The organism is Deltaproteobacteria bacterium RIFCSPHIGHO2_02_FULL_44_16, assembly GCA_001798185.1.
Classification (GTDB): Bacteria; UBA10199; UBA10199; order 2-02-FULL-44-16; family 2-02-FULL-44-16; genus 2-02-FULL-44-16.
Window position 1 is genome coordinate 1 of sequence record MGRM01000015.1, and the last position, 5,675, is coordinate 5,675.

Consider the following 5,675-nt stretch of genomic DNA (forward strand, 5'->3'; position numbering starts at 1 on the left):
GTAAAATACTTTCGCTCTGCGAAAGGCCAAGCCGTTTTGCCCTACCATTACTAAAAAAGTAAAATGCCGAAACCTCAATTTGCTCGCTTTGCGGCATTCTTAATGTAGCCGCCAACGGCGGCTTTCATAAGGGTTAACTTTATCAATAAATCGTGATACTATGAAATTATGGCAATTACGCAATTGACTCAAAGACAATTTAAATCATTGATCAGAGAAAGCGTTAAAGAGGCGCTTGGGGTTGAATTAACTAAAATGAGAGCTGCGTTGTTGCCATTTGTGTCAGAAAAAGAACAAAGGGATGTCGTCCGGCTTTACAGGAAACCCTCACGCAAAATAGTAAGCACTTACTACGTTAAAATATGAACTGGATTTTTGAATTAACCCGAGAAGTAGAGAAATTTTTAGAGCATAACCGTGTTAGTCGTGAAGAAGTTTTTCAACTGATTCGATCGGTTCTGGCTAAATTTAGGGGAGAAGACGTAAATATTGATGTTAAAAAATTGAAGGGAAAATGGCTTGGATTCCATCGAATCCGAAGAGGCGATTTGCGTGTCATCGCCTCTTTTGATTTTGATAAATCGCGCGTTTACGTTGAAGTGATAGATTGGCGCGGCAGTGTATATAAATAAATCATGAATTCTGAAACAAAAACCTGTCAAAATTGTAAAAGCGGGTTCACTATTGAACCGGAAGATTTTGCATTTTATGAGAAAATCTCCGTCCCCCCGCCGACGTTTTGTCCAGAGTGCCGTTATGTTCGTCGACTGCTTGATCGGAATGAGTGGACATTTTATCGGAGAAAGTGTGATGCCACCGGTCAAAATATTATCTCTATTTATAAATCCGAGTCGCCATTTCCGGTTTATAAGCAGGAGGCCTGGTGGTCCGATAAATGGGATCCGATGAATTATGGACGGGACATAGATTTTTCCCGCCCGTTTTTCGAACAATTTAACGAACTCTCTCTTAAGGTGCCGCACCTTGCTATAGTGAACTCTAAAAGCGTTAACTCTGAATACACCAATCAATCAGAAGAAAATAAAGATTGTTATATGCTCGCGGCTTGCGGTAAGAATGAAAAATGTATGTATAGCAATTGGCTGCAGGACAGTAATTATTTTGTGGGAGATTCTTATTGCATGGAGAAATGCGAGTTATGTTATGAGTGCTTAAATTGTACGCGCTGTTATTCTTCCACCCACCTTCATGATTCTACGGATTGCATATCCAGTCATTTTTCAATAGATCTGCGGGGATGTTCAAATTGTTTCGGTTGTGTCGGGCTTCGCAGCAAGAGCCACTGTTTTTTTAATAAACAGCTCTCAAAAGAAGAGTATGGAAAAGCAGTCGCGAAATTTTTAGACACCCGCGATGGGATTGAAAAGGCCCGCGAACGGTTCCAAAAATTCTCAATTATGTTTCCGCGCAAGTTTTATCACGGCGTAAAAAACATCGGGGCATTTTTCGGGGATTATTTGGAAAATACCAAGAATACGGTAAAAAGTTTTAATTGCAGGCACGATGAGAATGTCGCTTATTCCCAAGACGCATGGTATTCGAAAGATTCTATGGATGTAACAGAAATATGGTCTGAGCTTTCGTATGAATGTCAGGGCTGCGCTACCATTTCGCGCAGTATCGCCATGCGAAGCTCTTGGGACGTGTTTGACTCTTATTATAGTAATATGTGTTTCGGGTCATCTAACCTTTTCGGGTGTATCGGGCTTCGACAGAAACACTATTGTATCTTAAACAGACAGTATTCAAAAGAAGATTATGAAGCATTAAAGGGGAAATTAATTGAGCACATGAAGCAAATCGGCGAATGGGGAGAATATTTTCCCGCCTCAATTTCTCCGTTTGCATATAATGAATCAACGGCGCAGGATTATTTTCCTCTTTCCAGGGGCGAGGCCATTGCGAAAGGGTATACGTGGTACGACCATCCGCTTCGGGATTATAAACCAACCGTGGAATCCCAAAATCTTCCGCTGACCATAGCTGGGGTTTCAGACAGTATTTTAAAAGAAGTCATCCAATGCGATTCGCAGACAAGTGAAGAGAAAAAGAAAAAACATCTTGGGTGTACGACGGCGTTTCAAATTATTCCGATGGAACTTGAGTTTTATCGGAAAATGAATTTACCCCTGCCGCAAAAATGTTTCCCGTGCCGGAGACAGGATCGTTTTACTCTGCGTAATCCTCGAAAGCTATGGAATCGTCAATGCGCTTGTGTGGGTAAGATTTCTATTAATGGGGTATATCAAAACACCACGTCTCATTCCCACGGACCAAGTCCATGCCCCAATGAGTTTGAGACAAGTTACGCGCCAAAAAGGCCGGAGATAGTTTACTGCGAGCAGTGTTATAATAGTGAAATCGTATAAATGTGTCTTATATCCGCGGTCGCGGTTAAGATGCACATTTAATGAATTGTATAAAAAATAAGCAGGGTAAATCTGCTTATTGTGTCAAGAAAATTTCAGCATAAGTGCAAGGGTAATAGCAATCATTATAACTGCGCGCAATGCGTAAAGAAACGGGAGAAGTTTTTTGCTCATGCCGGCCGATATTGCACCAGTTAAATTCGCGGCGCCGATAAGGCCCCAAGCCAGAAATGACTCGGTATTTCTACTTTCTATTACAATTTTCTCCATGGTTGGAAAGTAGCCAACTATGAGCAATGCTTGCGTAGCAAGAAATGTCGCCGCATGATTTTTTTTCCAAGTCCACATACCCAAAATCAGAAGAACTGCGATTGCGCAGTATGTCTCAAGTGTGCTAAGCGGCAGAATTTTCCAGCCGTTAACCGCAACGATTACTACCATTATTAGTCCGACATACAAAACATCGCAGGTATTGCAAAGGTTATCACGCCAGCTGTTATTTTCATGCAAAAGATAACTTGCTAAACTAATTAAAACAGCCAGAAAAAAGATAAACCAAGTCATGAATGCCGGGGTAGCATTTCCCGTCCAAATCAAATATGTATATATTGTTCCGGCCAGAGTTTGCAAAAAAATAATCATCCACGGCGTAATTTTTTCCACGGATAACCTCTTTCGTGTAAAAAAGGAACGATGTTAACTCGCTATAGTATGTCAAATTTATGCAAATAGTCAATAGTAAAGAAATAAAGCAATGTCAGAGCTGTAGAGTTTCGTTCACTATCGAACCGGAGGACTTTGCATTTTATGAAAAAGCCGGGGTTTTGCCGCCCAAATTTTGCCCGGATTGCCGGTTGCAGTTGCGTTTATTATTCAGGAATGAGCGGACGTTTTATAAAAGAAAGTGCGATCTGTGTGGAAAAAATATGATTTCTAGTTACGCCCCGGAATATACATATCCGGTATATTGCCAAAAGTGCTGGTGGTCGGATAAATGGGATCCGTATAAATATGGCCGAGAATACGATTTTTCGCGGCCGTTTTTGGAACAATACAAAGAAATTCTTTACAGCGTTCCGGTTATTAACCTCATGAATGATGACGGCATAGGAAGCATCAATTGTGAATATGCTTATGATCGGGCGTTTAGTAAAAATTGCTATTTGACGGTCTGCGGATGGCATAATGAAAATATTGCATACGGGTATCAAGTTAATTATTGCAAAGAGGTCTTTGATTGTTTTTACGTCAATCACTCCGAGCTTACATATCAGTCGTTGAGCTCGGATAAATGCTACGGGTGTCAATATTGTATGATTTCTTTTAATTCAAGAAATTGTTTTTTGGGAATTGACCTCCGCAATTGTTCCGATTGTATTATGTGTGTGGGGCTTCGTAATAAACAGTATTGCATTTTAAACCAGCAATACTCTAAAGAAGAATATTTGTATAAAAAACAGGAGATGTGTCTTGAAAGCCGCAAAATGATTGAAAAATATCTGCATGACTTTCAGGAATTCTCGCTGAAATTTCCACGTAAGTTTGCTACGCTGATAAAATCAGTAAATTCCACCGGTGATAATTTAATCAATTGTAAAAATTCAAAAAACTGCTTTTTTTACCCGGATTTAGAAGATTGCCGATATATGTTAGCGGGCGACGGCGGGAAAGACTCATATGACTGTAATAATACCGGGCATGTTAATCTTTGCTATTATTCGGTGACGCCGGACAATTCTTATGGAAGCGTTGGAAGCATATTTTGCTGGAAATGCAATCGGGTTGAGTATTCAAATAATTGCCATTCGTCCGATAATCTTTTGGGGTGTTCGGCGCTAAAAAAAGCGTCTTACGCCATTTTGAATAAAAAATATTCCAAAGAAGATTATATTGCGATGCGCGAAAAAATTATAAAACAAATGAAAGAGGCAGGAGAGTGGGGAGAATTTTTGCCCAAAAGCTTCAGTCCATACGCATATAATGAGTCCGCGGCACAGGAGTGGTCTATGCTTATCAAAAGCGACGCGCTAGCACAAGGATTCCGCTGGCGCGAACCGGATAACAGAAATTATGCAGTAACCGTACCGCCCGATAGAGTTCCTGACGAAATTTCTAAAGCAACTGATGATATCTTGAATGAGATTATAGGTTGTGCGCATCAAGGATTATGCGGTGATCCGTGCACCACGGCGTTTAAAGTCATTCCGCAGGAACTTGAATTTTACCGCAAAATGAATATTCCTTTGCCGATTTTGTGTCCGAATTGCCGGCATTATCAGCGTTTAAAATTGCGCAATCCGCCGAAACTGTGGCACAGAACTTGCGAATGTGAAGGTCAAAAGTCAAAAGATAAAGGACCGAATCAATATACGAATACCGCCACTCATATCCATGGCGAGCATCCATGCCCCAACGAGTTTGAGACAAGTTACGCGCCGGAAAGACCGGAGATAGTGTATTGCGAATCGTGCTACAATGCAGAGGTTGTATGATTTTTAGGCGTATGTTATTATAACCATATGACTACTCAAACTCTCATCAGGAAAATAGATAAAGACGTATCAACTCTGCGCAGAGATATGGAAGTTGTTAAAAGAATGCTGGCCGCGAGTTATCGTGATCCGGAAGGCGAATATCGCCCCGCTTTCGTGAAAAAGATGTTCAAACGTATGGCGTCCCGCGGTCCCGTATATCATTTTATCAATAAGGAAGAGTTCCTACGTCATGTCCGCTCAGCCAAATGATGTAATTTACGAGAAGGATTTTTGCAAGGATATTTATGATTTGCCGAAAAAAATTCAAGACAAGCTCGGATTGCTTATAGAAATTCTTTACGAAAATCCATTTGATTCTCGCTTACATACCAAGCACTTGGGGCCTCCGCTTCAAGACACTTTTTCTTTTAGGATAACCAGGGATTATCGGGTGGGGTTTGAATTCAAAAGCTCTCACGTTATTCGGCTTCTGGCCGTAGATACCAGAGATAAAATTTATCAGCGGATGTTAAGAAAGATATGAGTAATAAGGAGGAGGTTAAAATCTGTCAAAACTGCCAAGATCAGTTTACTATTGAATCCGTTGATTTTGCATTTTACGAAAAAATTCATGTACCTGCGCCGACTTTTTGTCCAAAGTGCAGATTTCAGAGGCGGCTCGCATTTTCAAATCTAACCCAACTTCACAAAAGGAAATGCGACCTTTGCGGCGAAGAAAAAATTTCTACCTACCGGCCGGATGCGCCATATAAAGTATATTGTCCACCCTGCTGGTGGTCGGATAAATGGG

6 protein-coding genes are annotated in these 5,675 nt (G+C 40.8%); 5 read left to right on the forward strand and 1 reads right to left on the reverse strand.

Going from position 1 to position 5,675, the window contains the following annotated elements:
• Positions 1-168 precede the first annotated feature (168 nt).
• From A3C46_00570 to A3C46_00580, 3 genes are read left to right on the forward strand one after another with little or no spacing between them, the layout of a single operon-like run.
• Positions 169-366, forward strand: a complete 198-nt coding sequence (locus A3C46_00570) for a hypothetical protein (protein ID OGQ22205.1) — start codon at positions 169-171, stop codon at positions 364-366.
• On the forward strand, positions 363-632 hold the full coding sequence (locus A3C46_00575; protein ID OGQ22206.1) for a hypothetical protein: 270 nt from the start codon (positions 363-365) through the stop codon (positions 630-632). The genes A3C46_00570 and A3C46_00575 overlap by 4 nt, the downstream gene beginning before the upstream one ends.
• Before the next feature lie 3 nt (positions 633-635).
• A complete protein-coding gene (locus A3C46_00580; GenBank protein ID OGQ22207.1) occupies positions 636-2,390 on the forward strand; it encodes a hypothetical protein in 1,755 nt (584 codons plus the stop codon).
• Positions 2,391-2,474: 84 nt separating this feature from the next.
• Here A3C46_00580 and A3C46_00585 read toward each other — a convergent pair whose 3' ends face one another.
• Complete coding sequence (locus tag A3C46_00585) at positions 2,475-3,053, reverse strand: hypothetical protein (protein ID OGQ22208.1); 579 nt, start codon at positions 3,051-3,053, stop codon at positions 2,475-2,477.
• A 59-nt stretch (positions 3,054-3,112) separates the two neighbouring features.
• Here A3C46_00585 and A3C46_00590 point away from each other — a divergent pair, with 59 nt between their 5' ends.
• Together A3C46_00590 and A3C46_00595 are read left to right on the forward strand one after the other, a co-directional pair.
• A complete protein-coding gene (locus tag A3C46_00590; GenBank protein ID OGQ22209.1) occupies positions 3,113-4,882 on the forward strand; it encodes a hypothetical protein in 1,770 nt (589 codons plus the stop codon).
• Positions 4,883-5,114: 232 nt separating this feature from the next.
• Complete coding sequence (locus tag A3C46_00595) at positions 5,115-5,408, forward strand: hypothetical protein (protein OGQ22210.1); 294 nt, start codon at positions 5,115-5,117, stop codon at positions 5,406-5,408.
• Positions 5,409-5,675 lie beyond the last annotated feature (267 nt).